23 protein-coding genes are annotated in these 25,146 nt (G+C 42.9%); 4 read left to right on the forward strand and 19 right to left on the reverse strand.

Annotated elements, in window-relative coordinates; genetic code table 11:
- The first annotated feature begins 34 nt into the window (after positions 1-34).
- Positions 35-2,608, forward strand: coding sequence for an ABC transporter permease (locus tag B5Y40_RS07545; protein WP_079686065.1), 2,574 nt, complete (start codon positions 35-37; stop codon positions 2,606-2,608).
- 89 nt (positions 2,609-2,697) lie between these two features.
- On the opposite strand, the gene B5Y40_RS07550 is transcribed toward B5Y40_RS07545, so the two are convergent.
- Positions 2,698-3,102, reverse strand: a complete 405-nt coding sequence (locus B5Y40_RS07550; protein WP_079686066.1) for a hypothetical protein — start codon at positions 3,100-3,102, stop codon at positions 2,698-2,700.
- Positions 3,103-3,258: 156 nt separating this feature from the next.
- Between B5Y40_RS07550 and B5Y40_RS07555 the strand changes: the two genes are divergently transcribed.
- Positions 3,259-3,942 (forward strand): head GIN domain-containing protein, encoded by a 684-nt coding sequence (locus B5Y40_RS07555; protein ID WP_079686067.1) that lies wholly within the window; start codon positions 3,259-3,261, stop codon positions 3,940-3,942.
- A gap of 127 nt (positions 3,943-4,069) precedes the next feature.
- Here B5Y40_RS07555 and priA read toward each other — a convergent pair whose 3' ends face one another.
- The 4 genes from priA to B5Y40_RS07575 all read right to left on the reverse strand — a co-directional run bounded on the left by priA (position 4,070) and on the right by B5Y40_RS07575 (position 10,276).
- Positions 4,070-6,571: a replication restart helicase PriA gene (gene priA, locus B5Y40_RS07560; RefSeq protein ID WP_079686068.1), complete on the reverse strand. Its 2,502-nt coding sequence runs from the start codon at positions 6,569-6,571 to the stop codon at positions 4,070-4,072.
- Between the two features lie 56 nt (positions 6,572-6,627).
- Entirely contained in the window at positions 6,628-7,077 is a 450-nt protein-coding gene (locus B5Y40_RS07565; RefSeq protein WP_079686069.1) for a hypothetical protein, read from the reverse strand.
- A gap of 109 nt (positions 7,078-7,186) precedes the next feature.
- On the reverse strand, positions 7,187-9,199 hold the full coding sequence (locus B5Y40_RS07570) for a thioredoxin domain-containing protein (RefSeq protein ID WP_079686070.1): 2,013 nt from the start codon (positions 9,197-9,199) through the stop codon (positions 7,187-7,189).
- A 93-nt stretch (positions 9,200-9,292) separates the two neighbouring features.
- The gene (locus B5Y40_RS07575; RefSeq protein ID WP_079686071.1) at positions 9,293-10,276 is read right to left on the reverse strand and encodes a GSCFA domain-containing protein; all 984 of its coding nucleotides are present in this window, start codon (positions 10,274-10,276) and stop codon (positions 9,293-9,295) included.
- Between the two features lie 85 nt (positions 10,277-10,361).
- Between B5Y40_RS07575 and nagB the strand changes: the two genes are divergently transcribed.
- On the forward strand, positions 10,362-12,266 hold the full coding sequence (nagB, locus tag B5Y40_RS07580) for a glucosamine-6-phosphate deaminase (RefSeq protein ID WP_079686072.1): 1,905 nt from the start codon (positions 10,362-10,364) through the stop codon (positions 12,264-12,266).
- 81 nt (positions 12,267-12,347) lie between these two features.
- On the opposite strand, the gene B5Y40_RS07585 is transcribed toward nagB, so the two are convergent.
- The 9 genes from B5Y40_RS07585 to apaG all read right to left on the reverse strand — a co-directional run bounded on the left by B5Y40_RS07585 (position 12,348) and on the right by apaG (position 19,574).
- Positions 12,348-13,301 carry a transglutaminase family protein gene (locus B5Y40_RS07585; protein ID WP_079686073.1) on the reverse strand — a complete coding sequence of 318 codons (954 nt, stop codon included), beginning with the start codon at positions 13,299-13,301 and terminating at the stop codon, positions 12,348-12,350.
- Positions 13,302-13,312: 11 nt separating this feature from the next.
- Positions 13,313-14,248 (reverse strand): alpha-E domain-containing protein, encoded by a 936-nt coding sequence (locus tag B5Y40_RS07590; RefSeq protein ID WP_079686074.1) that lies wholly within the window; start codon positions 14,246-14,248, stop codon positions 13,313-13,315.
- Positions 14,249-14,328: 80 nt separating this feature from the next.
- Positions 14,329-15,780: a circularly permuted type 2 ATP-grasp protein gene (locus B5Y40_RS07595; RefSeq protein ID WP_079686075.1), complete on the reverse strand. Its 1,452-nt coding sequence runs from the start codon at positions 15,778-15,780 to the stop codon at positions 14,329-14,331.
- Positions 15,781-15,988: 208 nt separating this feature from the next.
- Entirely contained in the window at positions 15,989-16,432 is a 444-nt protein-coding gene (gene rplI / locus B5Y40_RS07600) for a 50S ribosomal protein L9 (protein WP_079686076.1), read from the reverse strand.
- Between the two features lie 27 nt (positions 16,433-16,459).
- The gene (rpsR, locus tag B5Y40_RS07605; RefSeq protein ID WP_079686077.1) at positions 16,460-16,711 is read right to left on the reverse strand and encodes a 30S ribosomal protein S18; all 252 of its coding nucleotides are present in this window, start codon (positions 16,709-16,711) and stop codon (positions 16,460-16,462) included.
- The gene (rpsF, locus tag B5Y40_RS07610) at positions 16,708-17,094 is read right to left on the reverse strand and encodes a 30S ribosomal protein S6 (RefSeq protein WP_079686078.1); all 387 of its coding nucleotides are present in this window, start codon (positions 17,092-17,094) and stop codon (positions 16,708-16,710) included. The genes rpsR and rpsF overlap by 4 nt, the downstream gene beginning before the upstream one ends.
- A 239-nt stretch (positions 17,095-17,333) precedes the next feature.
- A complete protein-coding gene (locus B5Y40_RS07615; RefSeq protein ID WP_079686079.1) occupies positions 17,334-18,266 on the reverse strand; it encodes a coiled-coil domain-containing protein in 933 nt (310 codons plus the stop codon).
- Between the two features lie 55 nt (positions 18,267-18,321).
- Positions 18,322-19,104, reverse strand: coding sequence for an O-methyltransferase (locus B5Y40_RS07620; protein ID WP_079686080.1), 783 nt, complete (start codon positions 19,102-19,104; stop codon positions 18,322-18,324).
- A gap of 83 nt (positions 19,105-19,187) precedes the next feature.
- Positions 19,188-19,574, reverse strand: a complete 387-nt coding sequence (apaG, locus tag B5Y40_RS07625) for a Co2+/Mg2+ efflux protein ApaG (RefSeq protein WP_079686081.1) — start codon at positions 19,572-19,574, stop codon at positions 19,188-19,190.
- Between the two features lie 137 nt (positions 19,575-19,711).
- Here apaG and ung point away from each other — a divergent pair, with 137 nt between their 5' ends.
- Positions 19,712-20,374, forward strand: a complete 663-nt coding sequence (gene ung, locus B5Y40_RS07630) for a uracil-DNA glycosylase (RefSeq protein ID WP_079686082.1) — start codon at positions 19,712-19,714, stop codon at positions 20,372-20,374.
- A gap of 129 nt (positions 20,375-20,503) precedes the next feature.
- Here the strand turns inward: ung and lepB are convergent, their stop codons facing one another.
- The 5 genes from lepB to B5Y40_RS07655 form a co-directional block, all read right to left on the reverse strand.
- Complete coding sequence (gene lepB, locus B5Y40_RS07635; protein WP_079686083.1) at positions 20,504-21,664, reverse strand: signal peptidase I; 1,161 nt, start codon at positions 21,662-21,664, stop codon at positions 20,504-20,506.
- 75 nt (positions 21,665-21,739) lie between these two features.
- On the reverse strand, positions 21,740-22,447 hold the full coding sequence (dapB, locus tag B5Y40_RS07640; protein ID WP_079686084.1) for a 4-hydroxy-tetrahydrodipicolinate reductase: 708 nt from the start codon (positions 22,445-22,447) through the stop codon (positions 21,740-21,742).
- A gap of 104 nt (positions 22,448-22,551) precedes the next feature.
- Positions 22,552-23,148: a DUF5683 domain-containing protein gene (locus tag B5Y40_RS07645; protein ID WP_079686085.1), complete on the reverse strand. Its 597-nt coding sequence runs from the start codon at positions 23,146-23,148 to the stop codon at positions 22,552-22,554.
- 124 nt (positions 23,149-23,272) lie between these two features.
- The gene (locus B5Y40_RS07650) at positions 23,273-24,220 is read right to left on the reverse strand and encodes a ParB/RepB/Spo0J family partition protein (RefSeq protein ID WP_079686086.1); all 948 of its coding nucleotides are present in this window, start codon (positions 24,218-24,220) and stop codon (positions 23,273-23,275) included.
- Entirely contained in the window at positions 24,217-24,990 is a 774-nt protein-coding gene (locus B5Y40_RS07655) for a ParA family protein (protein ID WP_079686087.1), read from the reverse strand. Before B5Y40_RS07655 ends, B5Y40_RS07650 begins: the two co-directional genes overlap by 4 nt.
- Between the last annotated feature and the right edge of the window lie 156 nt (positions 24,991-25,146).

Here is a 25,146-nt window from a genome sequence, read left to right on the forward strand (position 1 = left end):
GTAGATATAGTATAATTTTCAGGATTTCAAGTTCATGATCGAATACATAATTAAACTAAAACGCAAGACCAGGAATATATTTACCGATCGGTGGGTATGGTCTATGGCCTGGCGTGATGCGAGGCATAATTTCTCGCGACTTCTTTTGTTTACAGCATCGTTGGTTACGGGTATAGCAGCCGTTGTAGCGCTCGATTCGCTAAACTATACTTTGCAGAGTGATATAGATCGCAACGCCAAAGAATTAATCGGTGCCGACTTTGTAGTGAACGGTGATAAGAAATTCAGTCCGGAATTAATAAAAGCATTTGATACCGTAGGGATGCAACAAGCATCGGAAGCAGACATGGCTTCGATGGTTCTTTTCCTGAATAATAATCAATCGCGACTGATCCGACTTGTGGCACTCTCGGGGCCTTTTCCTTTCTACGGACAGATTGAAACACAACCTGCCGATGCTTACAAGCGCATGCAGACGGGAGGCTATGCCATGCTGGATGAAACACTGGCGAGTCAGTTCGAAGTAAGCTCAGATGATTCCCTGCGATTAGGCAATCGTGTATTCAAGGTAGCGGGTATTGTTAAAAAGATCCCGGGTGGTGGTGGTATCATGACAACCTTTACTCCTTCGGTATATATAGCATTGAGCGACCTGGATTCAACGGGCCTGGTGCAGTATGGAAGTCGCGTGAACTATAAGCAATACTTCAAAGCTACCAGCGAAGCGCAAGTAAGCGAGACGGAGAAAACGCTTGGTCCGATCGTAAAAAAATATGGTCATTCTTACGAAACGGTAGAGGGAAGAAAGCAAGGTCTGGGAGAAGGTTTCATGTCTATATACAGGTTCTTTTCATTGCTGGGTTTCGTTGCCCTCATTCTGGGATGTATAGGTATAGCAAGCTCAGTACATATATATGCCCGCGAAAAACGCGAAGAAGTAGCGATGCTGCGGTGTGTCGGTTCTTCAGGATGGCAAGCATTCAATATATACTTCATACAGATCTTTGTGCTTGGAATTGCCGGAAGCATCATCGGCTCTTTGATAGGCATCGGTATACAACAACTCATTCCGGTTTTTCTGAAAGGCGTTATACCGTTTGATGTAGGCTTCTCACTTTCGTTACGATCACTTTTTGTTGGGTTGCTGCTCGGTACAGTAGTATCTGTTTTGTTCTCTATACTTCCATTGGTGTCGGTGAGGTTTGTGCCACCGCTCACTGTACTGCGTGCTTCATCGGAAGCAAGTAATAAAACCAGGTTTTCAAAGACGCAATTTACTGTTGTTGTATTGATCGCACTGTTCCCTATAGCATTTGCCGCTATACAAACAAAAAGTATCATGACGGGGCTTTTCTTTTTCCTGGGCCTCATTGCTGCGTTAGGTTGTCTCACGCTGGTGGCTTCGTTCCTGCTATACCTTGTACGGAAATTTTTCCCGAGTCAGGCAGGCTTCGTGCTACGGCACTCGTTGTCCAGTCTGTTCCGTCCGAATAACCAGACGCGGGTGTTGCTGGTAACGATCGGGCTAGGCGCTTTTATCATCTCGACATTAAATATAGTGGAGCAAAGTATGCTGAGCCAGGTAGAGTTTACAGGTCAGGAAAATCAATCCAATACGATTCTCTTTGATATACAACCCGGCCAGCGGGAGGGCGTGGTGAAACTGATGGAAGATAACAAGCTAAAAGTAAATCAAGTTGTGCCGATTATAACGTGCAGGTTAAGCGAGGTGAAAGGTAAAGCTGTTGGTACAATGCTGAATGACACAACAGATGATATTCCCAATTGGTCGTTGTCCAGAGAGTACCGTGTAACCTATCGGGATACGTTGAACAAGTCGGAGGAATTGATAAAAGGGGAGTTACAAAAAAAGAAGGAAGGTAAAGATTCTGTTTGGGTAACGATCTCCGAAGGGATGGAGGAGAATTTGAAAGTGACGGTTGGCGACTCGTTGGTCTTTGATGTGCAAGGTATACCGGTGAAGGCTCGCATCGCGGGTATTCGTAAAGTTGACTGGCCGAAAGATCCACCGAATTTCATTTTCGTTTTCCCAACCGGTGTATTGGAGAATGCTCCGCAGATCTACGTGACGGCTACACGCATTGATGATCAACAACAAGCGAATCGCTTTCAGCAACAACTGGTGATGCAATATCCCAATGTTTCTCTAATTGACTTGCGGCTAATACTAAGCACCGTCAATCAATTGTTCGATAAGCTTGGATTGGTAATTCGTGTGCTGGCGTTATTCAGCATCATCACCGGGCTGGTTGTGTTGGCTGGCGCTGTGATCAACAGTAAATTCGTTCGCATCAAAGAGAATGTTTTACTCCGCACAGTTGGTGCACGTACCCGTCAGATCATGCTCATCACGCTGATCGAGTACGCGTGGCTTGGTTTATTCGCTGCTCTTACGGGGATGATCCTGTCGATGGGAGGAGGGTGGTTGCTGACGAAGTTTTTCTTCGAGATCACGTTTGGTTTCGATTGGCTGGAGTTGCTTGTTATAGCATCTGGTGTTATCCTGTTAACGGTAACCATCGGTTGGTTCAATTCACGTGAAGTGATCAATACACCACCGTTGCAGATCCTGAGAAAAGAGAGTTGATTATTTGTTGAAGGGTATATATTTAATAAATAAAGCCCCAGGTTTAAATACCAGGGGCTTTGTTTGTAGAGGTTCGACTGAAGTCAGTATTATGCTTTCAAATATTTGATCGCTTTTTGTTTAACCATGTCACGGTCAGCGGTGATTGAAGGATCACTGTAAACGTGTTGTGAAACTTCAGCAACAACGCCTTTCTTGAATCCAAGTTTTTCAGCGATATGCTCACAGAAAACAATCTCGCTTCTGAAAACCTGTCCATCCATTTTCATCAACTGGATAAGGAAATAGAGATGCTCAAATTTCTCATCGTTGGTAAGGCTATTGATACTTCCAATAGGCTGAGGGTTGCTCAGTAACTGGTCAACTTCCTCCTTGCTTATGCCGTTAGCTTTGGCAATAGTCTGGATTAGTTTTGATTCACGATCGGCTACTGTTTTATCGCTGGCAGCCAGATTGATTAACACATTTAGTTCGGCTTTTTTGTCAAAAATCATAGAAGCTCTTGGTTAGAAATGCAAATGTAGAAAATGGACTATGAAATTTATTGTAAAATACAACGTTTTGGTACATCCACAAAATTATTGCGTATCAACCTCCACCATGCAACCCTTATATTTACGTCTTGTCTTTAGGGCAAATCAGAAAGTAACATGAAGAATTTATTGATCGTAACCTTACTTATAACCTGCCTGACGGGAGTGTCAGCTCAGACAACCCAGAACCGAACGATCGGCTCTTTCACGGGTATAAAAGTAGCAGAGGGGGTTAATGTTTACCTAAAAAAAGGTGACAAAGAAAGTTTACGCGTGGAAGTGACCGGAACTGATCCTGATAATGTTGTGACTGAAGTTTCAGGCTCGTATCTGAAAGTACACATGCGTGAAGCAAGGTACCGCGGAAATATAGAAGCCAAGGTATATGTCACCTATGTACATCTTGATAAACTCTCTGCGAGTTCTGCCGGCAGTATTTATTCAGAAGAAGCCGTGAAGAGTAATTCTATAGATATCAGCGCTTCCAGTGCCGGTGAAATTGAAGTGGCATTGGATGCAGAGTCGGTAACTGCCAGCGCTTCCAGTGCGGCTGAGCTTGAACTGAGTGGTAAAACGAAATCACTAAGTACCGATGCGAGTAGTGCCGGTGAAATTGATGCCTATAATCTGGAGGCCACAAAAGTACAGGCCGAGGCCAGCAGTGGAGCCTCAATCAAAATCAGCGTGACCACAGAGTTGACAGCCCACGCCAGTAGTGGAGGAAGTATACGCTTCCGCGGAAACCCAAATAAATCTGTAACCGATTCAAGCAGCGGAGGATCCGTGAAGAAATCGAGTTAATATATATAGTTTGAAAACAAGAGAGGCTGATCAATCAAGATCAGCCTCTTTTGTTTTAGATGGCGTCAGGTTGGAAGGTAGTATATGTTATGGGGCTGTACAGGGAACGTATACTCTATAGTTAAGGCTACATCGGATCTACATCCGCCATCACACGCACACTTCTAAATTCTTTTTCTGTAACCAATTGCGTAGAAAGTGTAACAATAGTCTTCTTGATATTGGCAAGATCAAATTTACCACGTGGCACTTTCAGGAGTATATTCATCAGGAACTGATTGCGGATTTTAGATATAGCAGGTTCTCCAGGACCAAGTATACGTATATAGGAGAGGTTCTGCTTGAGTTGATCCGCTAACGTTTCAGAAGCGGCCTTGCAGATTTTTTTATCGGTATGCTTTACGGTTATTTCAATCAGTCGCGTAAACGGAGGATAATCATGCAACTGTCGATCGGCAAGTTCAGTATTGAAGAAATCTTTATAATTATGCTTTAATATAGTTTTCAGGAGTGGATGATCAGGACCCGAAGTTTGTATAACTACCAGTCCAGGTTTATCTCTCCGCCCTGCGCGACCACTCACTTGCGTGATGAGTTGGAATGCCCGCTCGTACGAACGAAAATCAGGAAAGTGAATCATACGGTCTGCATTAAATATACCTACGAGACTTACATGATCGAAGTCGAGTCCCTTTGTAACCATCTGCGTTCCTACAAGGATGTTTGTCTCACCACGCTCAAATTGATCGATGATGGTTTCATAGCCGTTCTTTGACCGCGTTGTGTCCAGGTCCATTCGCTGTACTTGTGCCTCTGCAAAGTGCAGGCTCAACTCTTCTTCCAGCTTCTCTGTTCCATAGCCAACGGTCTTGATACGCGTTGATGTACATGTAGGACATTGCTGCGGAAGCGATTCTTTATAGCCACAGTAGTGACACACCAACGCATTTCTGAATTGATGATACGTAAGACTGACAGCGCAGTTCACACACTTGGGTACCCAGCCACAATCTTCACAATTTACCATCGGCGAATAGCCTCTGCGGTTTTGAAAAATAATGACTTGCTCTTTCAGTTTTAGTGCTTCGTCTATTTTCTTCAACAGTAATCCGGAGAATTCTCCTTTCACTGTTTTCTGTTTTCGCTCCCGGCCCATATCGGCAAGCATAACTTGTGGAAGCTGTGCATCGCCAAAACGTTTGTTCAATTCGATCAATCCATATTTACCTTGCTGTGTCTGGTAATAGGATTCGATCGAGGGAGTAGCAGAACCAAGCAAAACTTTGGCATGATGCATCTGCGCCATCATCAAGGCTACATCGCGGGCATTGTAACGCGGAGCGGGATCTTGTTGCTTGTAAGACGAATCATGTTCTTCATCAACAATGATAAGGCCGAGGTTATCGAACGGTAAAAAGATAGACGAACGAACGCCTACTATAAAATTGAATTTACCCTGCAGCACACCGTTCCATACTTCTACGCGTTCGGCATCGGAGAATTTTGAGTGATAAATTCCCATCGCTGAGCCAAATACTTTTTTCAGCCGATGTACGATCTGTGTCGTCAGCGCTATTTCAGGTAGCAAGTATAGCACTTGTGTGTTACTATCAAGTGCCTTGCGGATCAGGTTGATATATATTTCGGTCTTCCCGCTGCCTGTGATGCCGTGAAGCAACGCTACAGTGTGTGACTCAAAACTTTTAAATATAGCGGCCTGCGCACGCTCTTGTTCTTCGCTTAGTAAAATAAGTGGAGGATCGGATTTATCCTGAATGTCAAATCGCGGAACTATAATATCGAACTCTTCGAAGACATTATTCTTGACAAGCGTACTCAATGAAGATTCAGAGATTTCTTCCGTTAGTAACTTCTTTTTGGAAAGTCCATCCTTGTTGGCTTCCGGATGATGGATCACGGAAACATGCTGCAGATATTTTAAAACTACATCTTCCTGTTTCGGTTTGCTGGCAATCAGGTTGAAGAGTTTCTCGAGTGCATCGGATGTTGCATATTGAGCCGTGAGCCTTATTTTCTTCTCAGTCTTCGGTCTATATTTCTCTTTTACCTCCTCGAAAAGAATGATAGCCTCTTTCCCCGTCAGGGACTTTAATATAGTATATAGATGTTTTGTTCCCAACAGCTTGGCTATATCCGAGTAGGCCAGTGATTCGTGCTGAAGACGCTTCAGGAGTATAAGTTCTTTTTCGGAAAATGCATGATTCGATTCATCGAGGTTGAAAGCAGGATGCAACTGCACCATCGATTCACTGGAAAGTTTTAATCCCGAAGGCAAGGCAGCATTCATTACTTCGCCCAACGTGCAGAGGTAATAATCGGCCATCCATTGGAATAACCGCAGCTGCAGGTCATTTACAGACGGAAAGTTGTCGAGCAGCTCAAGAATATATTTCGCTTCGTAATCTTTTGGCGCCTGCTGGTGGATGGACAGTATAATACCGGTAACAATCTTGCGATCACCAAATTGGACAATGGCCCGCTGTCCGATCAGCACATGATCATTAAATGCATGCGGAACCCGGTATGTAAAAAGCTTCGGTATAGGCACCGGCAACAGAAGCTCTGCAAATTGTGTGTTGACTGTATCGGGTTGATCAAAAATTTCCACTCCTCAAAAAAAGCTATTTTTTTCCGGCAATAATAATGATGTCCTTCCGGGAGGATTTACTCTTTGATAGTAAGCGTTTTAAGCTTCGAGTAAATACGTTGTATATCGCGGGAATGATAACTATCGGTGATCCGGAATACGCGCGTAGGATTGGCTATTTCTACCTCAAAGAGAAAGACCACTTCATCATCGATCAGAAATACCAGGTGGTTGAAAGCGAAAGTGGCTCCAATCTTCTTCAAGGTTTCATGTGCTTTGCTGGAAAGCGTGACATCAAAAAATGAAAAGTTCTGTTCCTTGATTTCGAATAAGTCACTGATGGCTTCAAACTCGTCAATCGTTACTACCGGTTGAGCGGTAACACAAACCGTCATTTTCTTTTCAGCGAGTGTAACGGGTTTGGGCTTTTGAGTATACTTCGAACACTCTACTGTAAAATAAAAGCCGGTTGCTTGTTGACTATACGCGTAACACGAAGCCAGTATAAACGCAAGCAGAAGAACCACTGGTCGACAGCATCTTGTGCTAAAGTATAATGCGATGACACGGTGTAGAAGCATTATACCGAAGGTAATCAATTACCAGTAATCATATTATAACTATTCAGGATATAGTTTACTGTGTAGCAATCATCTGGTTGGCGGCTTCTGCGGTATGCACGGGCAACAAGCATGTTTTGTTTCGACATACATATACAGTGCTTTTACCGTCCACGAGATCTTTATCAGCCATCAGCGGAAGCTCACTTTTATCTTTTGTTCCCATGAAAAGTGCAAAAGGATGAAATGAAGTCTGTATTTCTTTTCGCAGACTGTCGTAATTGTCTCCAGCGATCACCACTTCCGCCATGCCTTTTTTAATTTCAGTATAGGCGATAGCCCAGTACGACATATAGTTTGGTTCGCCTTTAATGAGGTGCGCGAATGAAGTTACCATCGCAGTAGCTTTTGTTTTCCATTCTTCTTTGTCGAGTATAATTCCGAGGTGAAGAAGGTTTTGCGCCATGATGGCATTCGAAGATGGAATTACGTTATCAAAGATTTCTTTTTTACGGGCGATCAAACCTTCTGCATCGCTTCCGGAATAAAAGAAGTATCCCTCGGCTTCATCAAAATATTTTTCAAGCGTAAACTCCAGCAGCAACGCGGCGCGCTGTAGCCAATACTCTTTAAACGTGACCTGATATAGTTTCAGGTATGCCTGAATCACATAAGCATAATCATCCAGGAAACCTTCCGTGTTGGAGCGATGACCTTTAAATGAGCGAAACAGTTTTGTTCCCTCCATCAATTCATTCTCCAGGAAGCGCATCGCGCGGGTTGCAGCATCCAGAAAAATTTTGTCATCGAAAATCTTGTAAGCATCTGTTAGTCCGACAATCATCATGGCATTCCAGGCAGTAATAATCTTGTCGTCCAAGCCGGGTTTGATTCGCTTTTCACGTTCACGTAAAAGAATCTCCTTACTTTGCTTTAATATAGTCTGCCACGATTTATCATCGAGTTTATGTTCTTTGAGAAATATACTATCGGTTTGAAGGCGTGTAAGTATATTATTGCCATGCTCCCAGTTTCCGGAAGAACTCGCAGCATAATACGATGCGATAACTTCAGCATTCTCCTGGAGCAGTATATCCAGCTGTTGCTTTGTCCATACGTAATATTTACCCTCTTCGCCTTCACTGTCGGCATCCAGTGCAGAGTAAAATCCACCATCTATACTGGTCATTTCACGCTGAAGCCATTGAAACGTTTCATATACTATAGTTTTGAATTCTTCATCGTGGGTGATCGCATACGCTTCTGCATATAAACTCATCAGTTGCGCATTGTCGTATAGCATCTTCTCAAAGTGAGGAGCAAACCATTCACCATCCACCGAGTAGCGCGCGAAGCCACCACCGATCTGATCATATATACCACCCATGCCAACTTTTTTCAACGTCAGTATAACCTGGTGAAGTGCGCGGTCATGCTTGGAGATATGATAGTGACGTAACAACCATTGCCATACCGAAGGCATTACAAATTTAGGAGCACGTTCCATGCCACCCCATGTAGTATCAAAACGGACCGCCAGTTTTTTATAGATCTCTTCAAGGTCGCTGCCAAGCTCAGTATCGCCATGATCTTGTTTGAAACGTGCTACATCGGAGCGTAGTAAATGTATACGAAGTTCTTCTGCTGTACTTTCCACTTCTTTCCGGTTAGCATGGAAAGCGCGACTAATATTGTTGAGGATCTGAACCCATGCGGAAGGGGAGAAGTATGTGCCTCCGAAGAATGGTTTTTGTTCCGGTGTGAGGAATACATTCAAGGGCCATCCACCGTTTACACCCAAAGCCTGTACAGCATCCATATAGATTTGATCAATATCAGGCCGTTCTTCACGATCTACCTTGATGCATACAAAATGCTCGTTCATTACGTCTGCTATATCCTTGTTTTCGAATGACTCACGTTCCATTACGTGGCACCAGTGACAGGATGAATAGCCGATGCTTACCAGGATGGGTTTATCTTCCTTCTGCGCTTTCTCAAGCGCTTCCTTTCCCCACTCAAACCAATCCACAGGATTGTGAGCATGCTGTAAAAGATAGGGGGAAGTGGATTTGATAAGACGATTCATGGCAAGTGTTTGATATATAGATTGAATAGTAAAACGTGTACTGACTGGTTGCTATACTGACGAAGTATACATGCAAATAATCATACCCGCTGTTCAGGAAGTTAAGAGTTGAGATTTTACGAACGCTATTTCCTCTTCAATATTAACCATTGATTTTAGTTCGTCCATTTTTTTTAATGTGTCGCGAAGAAACTTCTGATGCGCAGCGGAAGTTGGATGAAAAGGCTTGTGTGTTAATGCCTGCCGGATCGGCTTCCATTTCTCTATGAAATTCTTCAGGTTGCTGTCGAAGTAGCGGGCAGAAAACTGGTTCCATATATAGTCTTCGGCTTCCTCGGAAGGATGAATCATGTCACTTTTGTAAAAACGATAATCCCGTAAGTCATCCAGTTGCATTTCATATGCCGGAAAATATTCAACATCTGGAAATGCCTCTTGTACAGTATGGCAGGAAACGCGTAGTATACTTTTGCTTACACTGTTTAACTCCAGAGTATCTTTGATATGTCTTACCGGACTTACCGTGAGAATGATCCGGATCTCGGGATTAAACTCTTTCAGTGCTCTGTACATTCCCTCAAACGATTCAATGATCTTCTTTTGAGTGAGGAGTGATTTCTGAAATTGGCTGGCAGGTTGTTTATGACAATTGGCCACCACTTCTCCGGTATCCGTACGCTCATATACCCAGGCGGTTCCATACGTTATCAACAGCCATCGTGCATCTTTTAGAAAGTGATGCGTGGAACCAATCGTATTGTTCAGCTGGTGCTGTAAATTTTCTTTATCCAGAGATGAGATTTCTGAATGGAAATCGTAATGGAGGTAGATATCCTGGTGCTTGAGATACATATGCTCCGGGACAGTCTCATTAAAAACACTGTACTGGATTATCCGGTGGATCGAATGCGGGTTATATACCACGCCAAATGGATTAGCCAGTGTTTGAGTTTTGAAACGGGTTAGCCGTGAGCCGATGGCATCGGCAAAGCATGACCCAAGGGTCAGGATTTTCTCTGAGAGCGAGACTGTGTGCGTTGACACACCCGCATTTATGATGGTTCTGAATGGGTTCATAAATTATGTTACCGCAAACACTTGAAAATTTCGCGTGTTTTAAAGTACTTTAGACTTAAATAGAGTTAATCATTCAATCAAAAATATGAACAACGACCTTATTGCTTCTGAAAAGATCCCCGTAAAAATTTTTAAAGGCTCGACAGACGCCTCGGAATTTGTGGCGCAAGAGATTGCTGCGCTTATTAAAAACCGTCAGCAGGAAGGAAGAACTTGTGTGTTAGGCTTGGCGACTGGTTCAACACCTACGCGCGTTTATGCCGAACTGGTTCGGATGCACAAGCAAGAGGGTCTTAGTTTTAAACATGTATATACGTTCAACCTGGATGAATACTATCCAATGGCACCAGACTCGCTGCAAAGCTATGTTCGGTTCATGAATGAGCATTTGTTCAACCATATAGATATACCCAAGAATCAAATCCATATACCTGACGGTACATTGCCGAAAGAAAAAGTATCGGAGTTCTGCAAGAACTATGAGAAAAAGATCGATGAACTGGGAGGTATAGATATACAGGTGTTGGGTATCGGTCGTACAGGACACATCGGTTTCAATGAACCTGGATCTACTGAAAAATCTTTTACACGTCTTGTTACACTGGATCAGGTAACACGGATCGATGCTGCGAGTGATTTCTTCGGTGAAGAAAATGTTCCGCGTAAAGCGATTACGATGGGGGTAGGTTCTATCCTAAAAGCCAAGCGCGTGATCATGATGGCGTGGGGTGAAGGCAAGGCGAGAGTGATCAAGAAAGCAATTGAAGGACCTATTACCGATCAGATTCCATCTTCATTCTTGCAGAAGCATGACAACTGCCTGGTAGTATTGGATGATGCTGCTTCTTCTGAGCTCGTTCGCATCAAAACACCATGGGTACTTGAAAGTATAGATTGGAATGAGACACTGATCCGTAAAGCGGTTGTGTGGCTTTGCCAGGCAGTCGATAAGCCTGTGTTGAAACTCACCAACCATGACTATATGGAGCATGGTATGGGCGATATCATTACAGAGTACGGTTCAGCATACCAGGTAAATATCAAAGTATTTAACTTCTTACAGCATACAATCACGGGTTGGCCAGGCGGTAAACCGAATGCTGATGATACATATCGTCCGGAACGCGCGAATCCTTTTCCGAAACGTGTTATCATTTTCTCACCACACCCTGATGATGATGTGATTTCTATGGGTGGTACATTCATTCGTCTGGTAGATCAGGGACATGAAGTACACGTAGCGTATCAGACTTCCGGAAACATTGCTGTGTTTGATGATGACGCTGTTCGCTTCGCTGACTTTGTTCGCGATTTCAACGATCAGTTCGGATTGAGCAAAGGTGATGGAGAAAAATTTTATAAGAAGGTTGTTGAGTCGATCAAACAAAAAGGTCCTGGACAAAATGATACTCCCGAAGTATTAGCAATCAAAGGATTAATAAGAAGAGGCGAAGCAAAAGCGGGTGGCCGTTACGTTGGTTTACCGGATGAGCAGATGCACTTCCTGGATATGCCATTCTACGAGACGGGTGCAGTTAAGAAGAAGCCATTGGGTGAAGACGACATCAAGATCACAATGGATATAATTGAAAAGGTTAAGCCACATCAAATATATGCTGCCGGTGATTTGTCTGATCCGCATGGAACACATCGTGTTTGCCTTGCTGCCGTAATGGAAGCCGTAAACCGTTTGAAGAACCAGGCATGGATGAAAGATTGCTGGGTATGGTTATACCGAGGTGCATGGCAGGAGTGGGACATTGATCAAATCGAAATGGCTGTTCCGCTTAGCCCTGAAGAATTGATGCGCAAGCGCAGAGCAGTTTTCAAACACCAGTCACAAAAAGATAGCGCGATGTTCCCGGGAAGCGACAAGCGTGAATTCTGGATGCGTGCTGAAGACAGAAACCATGCTACAGCGGAAGCTTATAATAAACTTGGTTTAGCAGAGTACGAAGCGATGGAAGCATTCGTGCGCTATAAATTCTAAACTATATATATACCTGCTGCGGGTATGCACATGCTTTGAGTTTGAATAAGCTCGAAGCATGTACATAACCGCAGTTTGCATTTACTGCTGCATCTGCATTTCCTGGTGTCTTCGAAAAGAGTTGTTATAATTTGATGTTGTAACCGAAGACGCAGGCTTGATAATACTTTCCAGTGTAATGCTGTCGCCATCTTCATAGGCTACAGACACCGTTACATCCAGTGTGTGATTTGAAGTGCCCCGGTATGTTCCTTTTACCGGAGAACAATCCGAGAAATTTTTTCCAACCGCTAATCGTACATGCGTTTCGTTTACGATGCAATTGTTAGTGGGATCAAGTCCGAGCCATCCGTAGAACGGTATATAGGCCTCCACCCACGCGTGCGTGGCACCTTCTCCGCGCATACCATTCTTCTTCGGACATATATACCCGCTCACATAGCGTGCAGGTATATTCATCAACCGTAACATTACCAGCAGAATGTGAGCAAAATCCTGGCAAACGCCTGACCTTAAACTCCAGATTTCATCTGATGTTGTTTCTACTGTAGTGATACCTGTTCTGTATTCAAAGGTCTTGTATATATACTCACTGAGATTACTCGCTGACTGCAGTGGCGATTGCTTTTTGGCAAGCTCGTCATTTACGATCGATTGAATCTCGGGGAGTGCATTGAAACCTTCTTGCTTCAGGAAGTCAACAAACTCAATTTGTTTTTTCAGTTCTTCGAGTGCTATCCATTGTTCGCCAGGAACAACTGTATCTTCTGGCATTTTCCGGGCTCTGGTGAGTACCATTAACTGTGAATCGATGATCAGTTCACGGTGGGGATGCGCATTGGTAAAGGTTCCCACCTGGTTTCCAAAGTAATCCGTATGTATATGGATCATCGGGTTAGCCGTAACCTGTATAGTATGTTCCAGTACATCCTGAAAATTATCACGGATAGGATAGAGCATCAACTGGTTGGCGCTGTCGCGTACAGTATCTTCATAAATATATCGCGTAACATGGCGGATCTTGAATTTAGACATAGGGCCTTGGGTTAACTGTAAGCAAAGTAATGTTGATTCAGGGTAGTCCCGATAGTATATATATCCGTTGTAATCTCTGTTAGATAGTGATGAAGACCGATCTTCGAAACGCTATCTACATTCGAGTATTGAAGTTTACTTCGGAGTTTTCCAATCAGGAAATCTACTTTATTATACCCTTCCATATTCTGATCGTTTTTCAATCGCCCGAAATACCGGTGCAGTTGATTGATAGAGTATAAAATGGATCTTGGAAAATCATTGTTGAATAATACCTGGTCAACAATGTTACGGGCTTCAAAACCGGATCGATATCGTTTCAGGTATAGCGCATATCCGGATACGGACTTCAATAGATACTTCCAGTATGTAGTATCGGTAGTTTTATCAAGGTCGTAGGAGAGGTCACTGAACTTAATGTCCAGGATGTCTGCGGATTGAATCGCGCGCTCGAGATACTTGCCAAGGTTCATGAAACATAAACCCTCGCCTCTGAACATTGTGATATCCGTTACGCCATAATATAGCATGCATTGTTTGATCAAAGAATCGAGTACAGTAACGGGATCATCATATTGCAGTGCGTGTTTGAGGCGAGGATCGCGCACTACGTGATAGAACTCGTTCAGGCATTGCCACAGTTCTTTTGTGATGTTGTCTTGTACCGAGCGTGCATTTTCACGCGCCTGTATTATCAGACTTGAAACGGAGTTCGGATTATCCCGACTCAGTACCATATACTGCAATACCTGCCGTCCGTTTCGCTCGATCGCGGTGATATCATCTTCCTCCATCGTACTGAAAATCCGAAGCACTGGGCGCCAGGTAAATTCCTCCTGGTTATCCTGCGATGAGAGATGGTTGATCATCAATGTTCTCAAAGTGCTGTCGGTGCGCTCGATGTATCGTGACATCCAGTAAAGTGAATCGGCTACGCGGCTGAGCATATATAGTATCGGTGTTGTATGTATTTATAGTTAATGAAAGTATAGTAACAGATGCTCGTTTGCATCTATACTATAATGTATTAATGTGACAGTACCCAGGTGTCTTTACTACCTCCACCTTGTGAGGAGTTTACTACCAAAGAACCTTCACGCAAGGCTACCCGCGTGAGTCCACCGGGTACAATCTCAATTCCGTTAGGTCCGCATAAAGCGAAGGGACGAAGATCTACTCTGCGGGGTTGTATCTTACCATCTATATAGCACGGTGCGGAAGATAAACTGATCGTTGGCTGCGCGATGAAGTGCCTGGGCTCTTTCATAATTTCTTTTATGTAGGCTTCAATCTCCTGCTCCGAAGAAGCATGTCCCATCAGCATTCCGTATCCTCCTGATTCATTCGTCTTCTTTACCACCATTTTATTGATGTTCTTCAGAACATACTCGCGTTCATCAGGTTTACCAAGTTGATAGGTAGGAACGTTTTTCAGGATGGGTTCTTCGTTGAGATAATAGCGGATCATATCCGGTACATATACATATACCGCTTTGTCGTCAGCTACTCCGTTCCCGATAGAATTTACGATGGCAACATTACCTTTTCTATAGGCAGATAGGATTCCGGAGACACCCAGGATACTGCCCGGATCAAAAACCAGGGGATCAAGGAAGTTATCGTCAACCCTGCGGTAGATTACATCTACTTGCTGAAGCCCGGACGTTGTCTTCATATATACATGATGATTCTCGACAACGAGATCTCTGCCCTCCACCAGTTCAACACCCATTAACCGGGCAAGGGTGGTATGCTCGAAGTAGGCAGAGTTATAGATGCCCGGTGTTAACAGGACTATATTTGGCGAGGCAATCTTCCTGGGCGAAAGCGCCATCAGGTTTTTGTACAGTATATTTGGATAATGTGTAACAGGTCTCACATAATTCTGTGGAATGAGATCGGGAAAAATACGCTTCGTGATTTCACGATTCTCAATCATATACGATACTCCTGATGGGGTGCGGAGGTTATCCTCCAGCACATAGAATGTTCCATCATGATCGCGGATAAGATCAATGCCTGCTATATGTACATATATATCGTACGGAACATTTACCCCCTGCATTTCGCGGAGGTAATGCGGGCAGGAGTACACCAGGTCAAATGGTACAACACCATCTTTTAAAATGAACTGCTCGTGGTACACATCGCGCAAAAACAGGTTGAGGGCACGAAGTCGCTGCTTGATACCACGCTCAATAAAATCCCACTCGGAAGATGTGATAATGCGCGGTATAATGTCGAATGGAAATATTTTTTCGATTCCTTCACCACTGGAGTATACTGTGAAGGTTATACCCTGGCTCATGAAAAGTCGCTTCGCTAAATCTTCTTTTTTGACAAGCTCGTCTTGCGGCGTGTCCAATAAGAAATTCGCTACACCCTGATAATGTTGACGGATGTCAGTTGTTCCCGCGAACATCTCATCCCATACAGAAGAATGACCATGATAATGTTGAAAAAGAGATGGTGTGGCCATAGGTTTCAGGTTCAAATGAACCTAAAATACCAAGGCATGAAGTAATTATTAACAATGATCGTAGAATTATTTACGCAAACGAGTGTTTCGTAAAAAGGAAGTTAAGCTAATTATGCCTGCTTTACCATGGAAAGGAGTAGAGTTCGTATCAAAAAAGAAAGCCTCCTGATGAGGAGGCTTTCTTTAAATATTGTATTCCGGTTCCGGATTACTCTGCCACTACACTAACTTTTACTTCATGCTTCACTTCTTTGTGAAGATCAAGCGTTGCTGTATAGTTACCAAGTTGTTTCGGAGCTTCTTTCAGAATTACTTTCTTACGGTCTACATCAAAACCTTTTGCTTTCAAAACATCGGCAATCTGAATTGCAGTAACTGCACCAAAGATTTTACCGGATTCACCAGCTTTCGTTTTGATCTCAACTGTCATATCGCCAATCTTCGCTGCAAGTGCTTCAGCATCTTGCTTGATCTTAGCCGCTTTGTGAGCAGCCTGGCGTACGTTTTCATTTACAAGTCTTTTGTTAGAGTCGTTGGCGATAAGTGCAAAGCCATTTGGGATCAGGTAGTTGTTACCATAACCCGCTTTTACTTTCACTACATCATTTTTATAACCAAGGCCCTGTACGTCCTGTTTCAAAATCACTTCCATGTTCGTGTTCTTTAAAGGTTCAATTGATTACTTCAATGAATCACCAGCATACGGAAGGATCGCCAGGTGACGAGCACGCTTTACAGCTTGTGCTACTTTCTTCTGGAATTTCAGGCTGGTTCCTGTTAATCTGCGAGGAAGGATCTTTCCTTGCTCATTGATAAATTTCAAAAGGAAGTCCGGATCTTTGTAATCAATATATTTGATACCATTCTTCTTGAAGCGGCAGTACTTCGGTTTAATCTCTGCGCGCTTGATAGGTTCGTTCATTAAGGTCATCTTCCGCGCTCCTCCTCAGCTTTTTTAACAACAGGTTTCCTGTTCTCTTTGTTTTTAAATTCTCCTTTGCGTCTGCGTTCGTTATAAACAATCGCATGCTTATCAAGGGCTGTCGTCAGAAAGCGCATGATAGATTCGTCTCGTCTGTACTCTGTCTCAAGAGTGTCGATAGCAGGCCCTTCAGCCTTGAATTCGATAAGGTTGTAAAAACCGGTAGACTTCTTGTTGATGGGATAAGCCATCTTCTTTAAGCCCCACTGCTCGATGTTGATAACATCGGCTTCCGCTTTTTTCAAAACCTTCACGAACTTATCGACAGCATCCTTTGCCTGGTCTTCAGACAAAACGGGATTTAGAATGAATACCGTCTCGTAATTTTTCATGATGTTTTATTTTGAGCCTGCAAAAGTAGACAAATCCGTGGAATTTAAAAACATGATAAGCCAAATTCATGAATATGAGAAGTGCGTTTTCAGGCTAGAAAGCCCTCTTTCACGTTTATAAAAACTTTTACACACATTAAGCCTTGGCGATAGGAGCGTCTAAACGGAAAAGACAGAAAGTTTAATCCCATTTAAGGAGAAACTTTCTGTCTTCTGCTTCAGAGTTTTTAGTTTGAACTCTATTTAACTACGAACTGACCGGTTCCCATTTTATAGTCATCGCAGTAAATTTCAAGCGTATAGGATCCGGATGTATAGTCAGAACCTTTTTCATATAGATAGGAGAGTTTCTGTTTTGTGTTGTCAAACAGAATTTCCTGAGAGGCTGTATAGAATTCTTCCTTGCCATTGTAAATGAAAGTGCCGGAGCCACGTGCTACATCAAAAATTACCTGTCCGTTTTCATCGATAATGCGGATCATTATTTTCTTTCCTTCGATTGGCGCTACGTTATTCTCTGCGATGTTGAATTCAACTTTCAATTTTCCAAGCTGACGATTTTTGAAAGGAGATTCGCGTTCCTTGCCGCGATCGTTCACTGCCACAATGCGGAGATTCTCTGCTTTCAACGTAGAGGCTATAGCAACTTTTGTTGCAAGCTCTTCTTTCGATTGACTAAGCTGATTGATAGAATCTCCCAATTGGTTTTTCTCTGTCTTCAGGTTTCGATTTTCGCTGAGGAGTTCTTTGTTAACCGTCTTTAACTTCTCGATCTCTTCGTCTTTATTCTTCAACAGCAATTCATAACCTTCGACACGATCTTTTAATGCTTTTATTTCTTTGCCAGTCGCGCGCTTCTGACGTTTAAGCTCAGCTTCCAGTTCTACTTTCGCTTTTTCAAGATCAGATACATCACCGCCTAACTTTTGGACTTCAGCAATTTTAGCGTCAAGCTCAGCCTTTATCTCGGTCATGCGTTGCACGGTAGCATCGAGCTCCTGCTGCGTAGAAGTTTTCTCGGCAATAAGTCTTTGCTCTTCCCGTGGGTCAAGTACAAAGATCTTGATTCCTTGAATGACAATGATAACGGCCATCAATGCAATGATAATCGTACTCTTGTGTGATTTTTTGGGAGCCGGTTGAACCGGTTGCGTGCTAGTCGTTTCGCTCATATTGATTTAAATGGGTAAAGGCAAAAATAGGTTATCCCATCGGGTTATTCAACGCTTAGAATTGTAATACAACGTGTTGTTTGTTCAATGAAGGATCGAAGAACAATATACCACACCGGTATAGATCTATACTGGCATATACCAGGGCATGTTGCCGAACGGTGTTCCAGGCGTTCTCCATCTCTTTTGAGTAATGGATATCATCCAGCACAAGTATACTACCGGTATGAATTTTTTGAATGATCGTATCGAAATATTTCAGTGTAGGTGCATACCGGTGATTGGCATCTAGGAAGGCAAAATCGACAGCATCTGCATTACCGAGGTATGCGTGAAGTGTTGTATTGATATTTCCTTCTATCAGCTTGATGTTTTTAGCTCCGAGACTATCAAATGTACCCTTCGCTACACTGGTAATGGCTGGTGATCCTTCAAAGGTTGTTACGGATGAGCCCGGACTCGAAGCCAAATAAAGTGTGTTGATCCCTAAAGAAGTGCCGAGTTCAAGAATCTTACGGCAATTGAAATGACTGATGATTCGGGTATATAGCAACGAATATTTTTCAGGACTGAGACTCGTTCGGGCGATATCACTAATCAGCCGAGTAGATGTCTTAATAGCGATCGAGCCCGCCCCTGGATCATTTAATGTTAAAGAAGTTCTATCCGTCAGGTAATGCGCACGTTGACTTTCGATGTGCTGAAATTGTGAACGATCGTTTTTACCGTGAAGAACTTTTGTATAGAAATCAAATAGGAACGGAGAGTGTAATGAATGTTCTGAAACCTGATCAAGCCAATATATGAAGTAGGTCTTGAATTGAAAGTATGTTGGCATGATTGACCGGTGTACTGAAATGTAATTATGAAATGTTTTCCACCAACATCACACTTCTTCAATAGTAAATGTATAGGTATATATTAGTTGAGTCGCAGAGGTGCGATCATGGTAAACTCAGGGATATTTACTTCAACCTTCAGACCATCAACGATACGCTCCATCATATATGTGCCTACCATCTTACCGATACCTGATTTAAGATTACATCCTGATACATACTGATGTGCCTGGCCAGGTTCCAATACCGGCTGTTGACCAACAACGCCTTCACCTTCTACTTCACGTGGGCTAAATCCTGCATCGTGAATATACCAGTGTCTGCGTAACAACTGAATCGTATACTCACTTTGGTTTTCAATGGTGATTCGATAGGTAAAGACATAGTGATATTGACTGGGACTGGAATATGCTGGTTGATATTCCGTCTCTACACTTACCTTAATTCCTTTGGTGATCTCCGTTACCATGCACTTCAAAAATATCAATTTTTTAGAATTACCAAGAACTTCTTGTGAACAGACATTTAAAATACTGAAAATCAATGAAATTAATTCCTGTTTTTCGAACAAATTGGAGGATTCACGCCTGACTTTTAGTTTTAGGCATGGAAGTTAAAATTGCTCCCTCGTGGAAAAACAGGTTAGAAGGCGAGTTCAATCAGCCTTACTTCACCCAATTGATTGATTTTGTGAAGCAAGAATACAAAACCCAAACGGTTTATCCTCCCGGAAAAGAAATATTCAAGGCGTTTGATGCATGTGATTTTAGTGATGTAAAAGTTGTCATCATCGGGCAAGACCCATATCACGGAGAAGGACAGGCCAACGGCCTATGTTTTTCTGTGCGTGATGGTGTGAGAATGCCGCCATCGCTGGTAAATATTTTTAAGGAAATTCTGAATGACATTCGAAAGCCGATCCCTAAATCCGGTGATCTCACACGTTGGGCTGAGCAGGGTGTATTATTACTCAACGCAACGCTCACGGTACGCGCAGCAACTCCCGGCTCACATCAGAATAAAGGATGGGAAGCATTTACAGATGCTGTCATTAAAAAGATCTCGGAAGAAAGAGAGAATGTAGTCTTTTTATTGTGGGGTGCCTATGCACAGAAAAAAGGAGAAATCATCGATAGAAAAAAACATTTGGTATTGATGTCTGCGCATCCTTCGCCTTTCTCTGCTGATCGTGGGTTCTTTGGCAACAAACACTTCAGTAAAACAAACGAGTATCTGCGAAGTAAAGGTGTAAAGGAGATTGACTGGTGAGGCAGGACAGGGGAGTAACGAATTGAAAGATTGAGATTAACTGGTTATAAAATATAAGGCTGAGAAATTGAAAGTTAGGTTCTCTAATTTTCAATTTCTCAGCCTTATTATTTCTAGTCTTAAGATTCTTTATTTAATCAGCTTAAAGAATCGGCTCCAACGAATTTTATTTACGAAGCTTGAATTCTTATCGATCGAAAGCCAGATAAAGAATGCTTTACCCACAATGTGATCCTCAGGAACAAATCCCCAGAAGCGTGAGTCAAGTGAGTTATGACGGTTATCACCCATCATGAAATAGTAATTCTGTTTGAAAGTATATTCTTTAACTTCCTGACCATCGATGATCAGCTTGCCGTTTTCGATTTTTACGTCTTTGTTATGATCATAAAGTTTGATCGTTGTACCGTATAGTGCCAGCGTTGAATCGTTGATCGCCAGCGTAGCACCTTCCTTCGGTATCCATAGAGGGCCAAAGTTGTCGGTTGACCAGCGGTAATATTTCTTTGACTCTGTTCCGCCAGACCAATCGTAATAGGTAGAGTATGGTATAGTGCCATCTTCGTCAACACGCTTCTCTACTTCAATGCTTTTAATATACGTGAGCTCTTTGATCTCATCGGCTTTCTTCTGCGTAAGCCACATCATGTATACAAATTTACCATCGGCTTGTCTTCCGTATACCTGGTAATCTTCTGGGCCAAGCTCCAGCTTTTCGAGGTTGCGTTGGTTGATAGGACCATCGGAAGTTACAAGATAACTGTATTGCATCTCGGGCGGATTATTCTCCGGTGCTCCATTGATATATACCTGTTTGTCTCTGATAGAAAGAGTGTCACCTGGTATACCTACGCAACGTTTAATATAGTTTGTCTTGAGATCAACGGGATATTCTTTACCATCATTCAGGCCGGTAGGAGGTACGTTAAAGACTACTACATCTTCACGTTTAACTTCACTGATGCCCGGCAATCTATACTGCGGAAGTTTTATCCACTCCAGATACGAAGGTATATTTGTGAACCAGATTTTTTGATGTGTCAACGGAATTTGAAGAGGCGTTGTGGTGGTACGTGTACCGTAATGGAACTTGCTTACAAAAAGAAAATCACCCACCAGTAATGAGTTCTCCATCGAAGGCGTTGGAATGGTATAGGCTTCCATGATGAGCCAACGGATGAGCGTAGCAGCTACAACAGCGAACAAGATGGCGTCCCACCATTCGCGTGCTTTAGATTTTGGTTCATCTTTTTTTTCCTTTGTTGATTTCTTCCAAAACTGCCAATTCATAATTGTATAACTGAATTTAAAACTTGCAAATAAAGAGAAAATAATTTGATCGTAAGGTTAGTCGCTGGAAAGGGCCTAGAATTTCAGGTAGTCATCCATACCCAGCACACCTTTTTTATCTTTTATCCATTCGGCAACCATTACAGCTCCTTTGGCAAAGCCTTCACGAGAGTGGGCAATGTGCCGAATCTCGATGTCATCGATCATAGACGAATATTTTACAACGTGCGTACCCGGAATCTGGTCGATACGGAAGGATTGAATAAACAGATCTTCTTTTTTATCAGTGTCTTCATTCACCCAGCCTTTTTTACTTTTTACGTGTTTTAAAACACCTTCTGCCAGTGTAATGGCTGTGCCGCTCGGAGCATCTTTTTTTTCAGTGTGATGTATCTCATCCATACGAACATCATACTCTGAAAAATTACCAGTCATCTTTGCCAGGTATTCGTTCAACTTAAAAAAGATGTTTACACCGAGGCTATAATTGGAAGCGTAAAAGAATGCCCCGGCTTTTTCTTCGCAGAGAGCATCAATCTCGGGTTTCCGTTTTAGCCAGCCAGTGGTGCCACAAACGACCGGTATATTTTTAAGAATGCACTTCTTTACATTTTCAAAGGCAGCCTCCGGATGGGAGAATTCAATGGCAACATCGCCTTTTATAGTTTCGAATTCGTGTTGATTGTTTACGTCAATGCGGGCTGCGATGGTATGGCCGCGCTCAAGCGCCACACGTTCGATGATCTTGCCCATTTTGCCGTAGCCGAGAAGAATGATGTTCATAGAGAATCAATTGGTCGTAAAAATGCATTTTGTCTTTGGATTTCAAAGACTGACGGCTAATAAATCTGAAAAGGTTTGTCCTCTGGATAGGAGAAGAGGTGATACTAGAACTTAACGACCAATGAAAATCCGGTCTGTTTGCCCAGCATATAGTTTTGCTCCATCATCGGTTCGATGCTTACCCGTAATTGTGGATTGAGATCGAATTCTTTTAAGTGAGCATCTACGTGAGCATCCACGATTTGCAAGAGATACATAGCGCCCATCATAATGAGCCAAAAGTCGCGGCTACGTTTTGCACGATCTACCGCTACACGATAATTCTTGGTAGTATAAACGTCACCGGAACGAATGTCAGAATCTCCGGTAAGGCCTAACTCAAGATTTGTAAAGAGCTCTCTTTTATAATCACGATACAAATCATTGTAAAAGAGCATCGCGTATGTCGTGCCGAAAAAGCCTCCGTACACAAGTGGAAGCTTCCAGTATTTTTTATTATATATCTGGCCAAGCCCCGGGAGAATTGCAGCATATAATAATGCTTTACGCGGATTATACCGGGACGCGTATGATTTTAATAACACTGTATCCTGGCTCTCTACAATGAGACTATCGCTTTCAGTAACAACAACATTGTTCTGTGCATGAAGCTGCGATAACAGCAAAAATGTAAATACACTCAGTAATACTAAATTCTTCATGATGTTGCCGCTTAGGGGCAAAAGCCGATACAAGTTACCGAAACATCGGTACAAGACAAGTAGTAGATTTATCTCATCTGCGAATGCTATACGTATATAGTTATTCGCAGTCTTGATAACTCTACTATTCTGTACGCAATCTGAGAATATCGAGTACTCGATTTAAATCTTCTACAGAAAGGAATGGTATCTTGATCTCGCCTCTTTTGCCATCGCTCTTCACTACAACACGAGTGCCAAAGTGTGATGAAAGCTTGGATTGAAGTTGTGAAATTTCACGTGATGCTGGTGTACTCGCTTGTGCGGTCTCTGGTTTCGAGGTAACTCGTTCAGAGATTTCACGAACAAGTTCTTCGACTCTGCGAACAGAGAGATCTTCTTCCAGTGTTTTCTTAAAGATATATAGTTGCTGCTCAGGATTCTCCACGCTGATGATAGCACGTGCTTGTCCCATGGAGAGTTTATTATCGCGTACAGCAATTTGAATATCCGGAGGCAGCTTTAACAGACGAAGATAATTCGTAACGGTTGTCCTGTTTTTACCGACACGTTCACCGAGTTCTTCCTGCTTCAGACTACATTCTGAAATAAGACGCTGATAGCTCAAGGCAATTTCTATAGCATTCAGGTTTTCGCGCTGAATGTTTTCTATCAATGCCATCTCCAGCATCTGCTGGTCATCCGCAGAGCGGATATAGGCAGGAATTGCTTTTAACCCGGCAAGCTTGGAAGCTTGAAAACGTCTCTCACCAGAAATTAATTGATATTGATGGTCAGAGAATCTTCGTACCGTGATGGGTTGGATGATACCATGCACCGTAATGGATTCTGCCAGTTCAAGCAAAGCCTCCTGGTCAAAATGTGTACGAGGCTGAAAGGGATTGACTTCAATCTCTTCTACTGGTATTTCAGTTATACCGCTTACCGGTATAGCAGCGGGAGGTTCCGTTGCTGCTATAGATGGCGCGGAGATTCCAACCGGAATATCTACTTCAAGTTTTTCTTCTGTGGAACTGTCGCTCAGCAATGCGCTCAATCCGCGTCCTAATGCTTTCTTTTTGTTTGTGCTCATTTCGACATGCCATTTTTATCTAGTACTTCATGGGCAAGGTTCAGGTAGCTGATCGCTCCTTTACTTTCAGCATCATGAACAATTGCCGGTAAACCAAAGCTTGGAGATTCGCTCAACTTCACATTTCGCGGGATGATGGTATTGAATGTCATCTTCTGAAAATGCGTGCGAACTTCCTCTACCACCTGGTTGCCCAGACTGGTACGTGAATCATATAACGTCAGGAGTATACCTTCTATTTCAAGCTTAGGATTTAAGCGTGTTTGAATGATCTTGATAGTGTTCAATAATTTTCCAAGACCTTCCAAAGCGAAGTACTCGCATTGTACGGGAATAATAACTGAATCTGCAGCCGTTAATGCATTGATCGTGATCAACCCAAGAGAAGGAGAGCAGTCGATGATGATGAAGTCATATTCATCGCGCACAATGCCTAATGCGTTGCGCATCTTTTCTTCTCTTCGTTCAATGCTTACCATCTCCACTTCAGCACCCACAAGATCGATGTGAGAAGGGAGTACATCCAGAAATTTAAGATCGTTTTTAACGATAGCATCTTTTGGATTAACACCATCTACCATGCATTCGTAAATGCCTTGTGTGATATCTTTCGGATTAAGCCCCAAACCAGAAGTTGAGTTGGCCTGCGGATCGGCATCCACCAGCAGCGTTCTTTTTTCTAACACCGCCAAACTGGCTGCGAGATTGATTGCTGAAGTTGTTTTACCTACACCACCTTTTTGATTTGCAATCGCAATGATTTTTCCCATTCAAGAATGACGTTTAAAAAATAAAAACCCGCCTGGGGTTAAATCCAGGCGGGCACAAATATATAGGAAAACTTAAGTGGTCGTGGAACATCGTGGAACGGTTTATCCACAATCGTTGCACAATCCGTTAACAGTTTTTATTATGCTGTTAACAGT

The sequence above is a fragment of the Ohtaekwangia koreensis genome (genome assembly GCF_900167975.1).
Classification (GTDB): Bacteria; Bacteroidota; Bacteroidia; order Cytophagales; family Cyclobacteriaceae; genus Ohtaekwangia; species Ohtaekwangia koreensis.